The organism is Streptococcus parasanguinis, from assembly GCF_001069785.1.
Classification (GTDB): Bacteria; Bacillota; Bacilli; order Lactobacillales; family Streptococcaceae; genus Streptococcus; species Streptococcus parasanguinis_T.
The window spans coordinates 1-3,756 of the sequence record NZ_JVSR01000038.1; the positions used below are offsets into that span (position 1 = coordinate 1).

Genomic DNA, 3,756 nt, shown 5'->3' on the forward strand with positions numbered 1-3,756 from the left:
GCTGACGTCCGTACTCACCTAAGGAAAGTTTCTAAGAAGACTTTGTCTTTAGTGTTCTGCACTGGTAAAATCATAAAAGAAGGCATTGAGTTTTTCAACCAGCTCAAGCGATGAGAGACTACTTGTACAAATAAATGGTTTTTTCTTTAATTCAGGCATCATAAAGTTGGCTACCACCACATCTGCATCCGAAGCTTCAATATCATCTACTGTTAGATTGTACTTGATCATCTGCGTAAATTCAAAGTTATCCGTACAGTAGAAATCAAGGAAATCGATCATGGATTTGGCATGGTGATCGTCAAAACGACTGATAATCAAGACCTTAATAGACTTCCGACGACGCAATAACTGTGGTAAGAGACGTTCCCAGTGAGTATAGACCGTATAGATCATGTGCTTGATGATCTCATCATTCAGATCATGCTTCATGGTCTTCATATAAGTGATGATATGCTCCTTCAAATCATCATAGAAGGCTGGGAAGATGCTCATGAAATCTTCGTTGGTATTGGTCTTGGTATCAAACAAGAGAAACTCAGAGAATAATTCCTTCCGATCGAGATGAGACGTGTTATGGACATGCATCAACATCTCATCAAGATTTTCAATGTCTAAATCATAGGTATAGCATAGATCCTTGAACATATCTTTGATGAGTCTAGTCGATTCTTTGGCATAAGGATCCGTTTCTGCAGCTTCGATCAAGCTTTCTGGACTGAAATAGAAATTCTCTTGAATAAAGATAATAAAGAACTGTTCCAGCACTTTTTCATTCAACTCGACACCCAACTGCAAGCTAAAGTAGCGCAACATCTCCTCGACATTGGTCACCCCTTGATACTGGTCCTTATACACATCATAGTTCGTTGGCATGTCGATGAAGTAACCTTGCTTAATCCGTGACAAGTAGACTGTCAAGAGAACTTTATAAGACCTGAGTACAGAGAAGGTCAATGGATAGCCATAGAGCTTGAAGAAGAAGGTGATCAAATCGGTCACCGCCTCTTCCTTAAATTCTGGGAAAGGCCACTCCATGTAGTAATAACGCTCTGCAAAATATTGGGCATAAAAGAAACGAACGTCAATCTCATCCCCGACAAGATTCAAGGGTTTCAAATCAATCTTTACATTGTATTTGGTTTGAAGCTTCTGATTAATCGTCCGAATCAAGCGGTAGAAAGATTGGTAACTCAAATCAAACTTTCTGCAAATATATTCATTGGAAACATCCTTGTTGAAAAAGAGATATTCAATCAAAGCAAAGGCTTGTGATTCTTTAAAAAAGTGATGGTAAATCACCTCAAGCCCAACCGAATCCTCATAACTGATCTTGATCCCATTGGTAGATGATTCAATTAAAAAGTCATCAAATGTACTACGAAGATTAGACAAATCTTCTTTTAACGAACGTTCTGTACAATCCAAACGCTTGGCCAACTCTTTCAAGTGGAACCATCTTTTTTCCTTAATCAGGATTTCCAACAATTGCAATTGGCGTCTCTGTTTTTTCGATAAGAGCAGTCTCATCTTTTCCTACCTTTTCATATTTTCTTTCAAAATCACTTATATTTTAACACATTTCATAGCACTTGTTGACTTTTTTCCAGCATTTTTCAAAAAAATGTACAAAAAAGACTCTAAGGCCCATATAGGCGCTAGAGTCTATGATTTATTAATGATACCAAATTCTTCTTTTTTCTTCTGTTCCTTAGCAGCACGGTGGTTATCATAAAGATTCACCAAGAATTTTACAATTTCTTTTCCAATCGAATAGACTGGAATCGCAACGACCATCCCGATAATGCCGTAAATATTACTTGAGAGCAATAAGAGAACCATAATGGTAATCGGGTGAACCTTCATCACGCCTCCAACGATACGCGGATAAAGAATATTCCCATCGATCTGCTGGATAATCAACATGTAAATGACTGCTTTGATCATCATATCCATATCTGTGAAGGCATAGGTGATGATCATCGGAATCAACCCGATGGTTGGTCCTACATATGGAATGAGGTTGGCTAATCCAGAAAAAATGGCAAAGACCAAAGCGTACTTCAATCCAATAAAACTATAGCCAATGTAGGCTAGGGTTCCAATGATAAAGGCATCGATCGAAATCCCACTAATATAGCGAGAGACCGTTTCATTCAAACTAATCAAGAGGCTTGAAATGTGGAGTTTGTCATTGCGTAAAATGGTCCGCTCCAACATCGGTAATAACTTCTTCCCATCGACCAAGAAATAAACCAAGAAGACAGGGGTCATGATCAAGATAAAGACCGTATTGACAATGGTGTTAACCACACTTCCTAAACTGTTGGTCACACTATTCAAGAGATTTTGTAGGATATCCATATAAGAGAGATTCAACTGCTGAATCGTCGACTGGATATTCACATTTTGGAACAAAGGATTGGTCGAGAGTTTTCGAACCAAACTTTGAACTTCCCAGTAAAGTCCTTGAGTTGAATTGATCAAGCTGGTTAACTGATTGATCAAGATAGGGAGCAGATAAAAGATCCCTAAGCCAATGATCCCAAACAAGAGGACTAAGGTGATCAAAATCCCAAACACACGCTTGATTTTTAAGTGTTTTTCCAACAATTCAACAATCGGATTGGTAATGTAATATAAAAAACCTGCAATTAAAAATGGTAAGAGGATGGTATTCAGAACAGATACAAATGGAGAAATTAAAGTCCCCATTGATTTCCAAATATAGAAAATCACCGTCAATAATAAGATCTCACATGTCCAGAATAACAATTTACTATTTCGAAACATTCCTTACCTCCTGTTTTCTATTCTACCATATTTTATGATAGAATAAAGGGGATTTTAATCAAAAGGATGAAGTTATGAATAATTTGATTGAACTACAAGACGTCAATTTGATCCGCAATGGAAAAGCCCTTTTAAAAGAGATTAACTGGCAAGTAAAAGAAAATGAATGTTGGGCGATTTTAGGCTTAAATGGAGCAGGAAAATCGACCCTCCTCAAACTCCTCATGTCTGAATACTGGGCTAGTTCTGGCCAGGTAACGGTCCTTGGAACCCGCTTTGGAGAAGGGGGTATTCCTGAGTTACGTAAGCGTATTGGGATCGTTAGCTCCTTTATTTCAGAAAGACTGCCAGAACATCTTTTGACAGAGCAAATTGTCCTAACTGGTCAATACAAGAGTAGTATCTTATATGCTGCATACGGGGAGGAAGAACTGAACTGGGCACGGGATATGCTAACTTCAATTGGGGCTAGCTCTTTGATCGGCCGCAAATACCGTGAGCTCTCCCAGGGAGAAAAGCAGACCGTTCTCATTGCACGAAGCCTCATGGACCAGCCAGATCTGATCATTTTTGATGAAGCTTCTAGTGGATTGGATCTCTTTGCCAGAGAAAAGCTCCTCCGTCAGATCCATCATATCAAACAACTGGATCACGCGCCAACCATGATCTACGTCACCCACCATGCAGAAGAAATTACAAAAGATATGACCCATGTGCTCCTGCTCAAACATGGCCAAGTGGTCGAAGAAGGGCCAAAGGAAAACATCCTAACTCCTCATGTACTTAGCCAGTTTTACGAAGCACCAGTATCCCTTATTGATCTGGGTGACGAGCGACTCTTTGTCAAACCAGAAATCGCACACACAGAAGACCCTGAATAAATCAAAAAGTGCTAAGATTTTCATCTTAGCACTTTTAGAATGTAGACAAACTACTTTAAAGTAAAATAAGTTAAGCGATTTT

The 3,756-nt window shown here is 38.9% G+C and carries 3 protein-coding genes; 1 reads left to right on the forward strand and 2 read right to left on the reverse strand.

Annotation, left to right across the window (positions count from 1 at the left end; all coding sequences use genetic code 11):
* Nucleotides 1-48: 48 nt before the first annotated feature.
* Both ADG03_RS02675 and ADG03_RS02680 read right to left on the reverse strand, forming a co-directional pair.
* Nucleotides 49-1,530 carry an AcpB/EbpR/MafR family transcriptional regulator gene (locus ADG03_RS02675; protein WP_049471761.1) on the reverse strand — a complete coding sequence of 494 codons (1,482 nt, stop codon included), beginning with the start codon at nucleotides 1,528-1,530 and terminating at the stop codon, nucleotides 49-51.
* A 135-nt stretch (nucleotides 1,531-1,665) separates the two neighbouring features.
* Nucleotides 1,666-2,793: an AI-2E family transporter gene (locus tag ADG03_RS02680; RefSeq protein WP_003008322.1), complete on the reverse strand. Its 1,128-nt coding sequence runs from the start codon at nucleotides 2,791-2,793 to the stop codon at nucleotides 1,666-1,668.
* 74 nt (nucleotides 2,794-2,867) lie between these two features.
* Here ADG03_RS02680 and ADG03_RS02685 point away from each other — a divergent pair, with 74 nt between their 5' ends.
* On the forward strand, nucleotides 2,868-3,674 hold the full coding sequence (locus ADG03_RS02685; protein ID WP_049471760.1) for an ABC transporter ATP-binding protein: 807 nt from the start codon (nucleotides 2,868-2,870) through the stop codon (nucleotides 3,672-3,674).
* Nucleotides 3,675-3,756 lie beyond the last annotated feature (82 nt).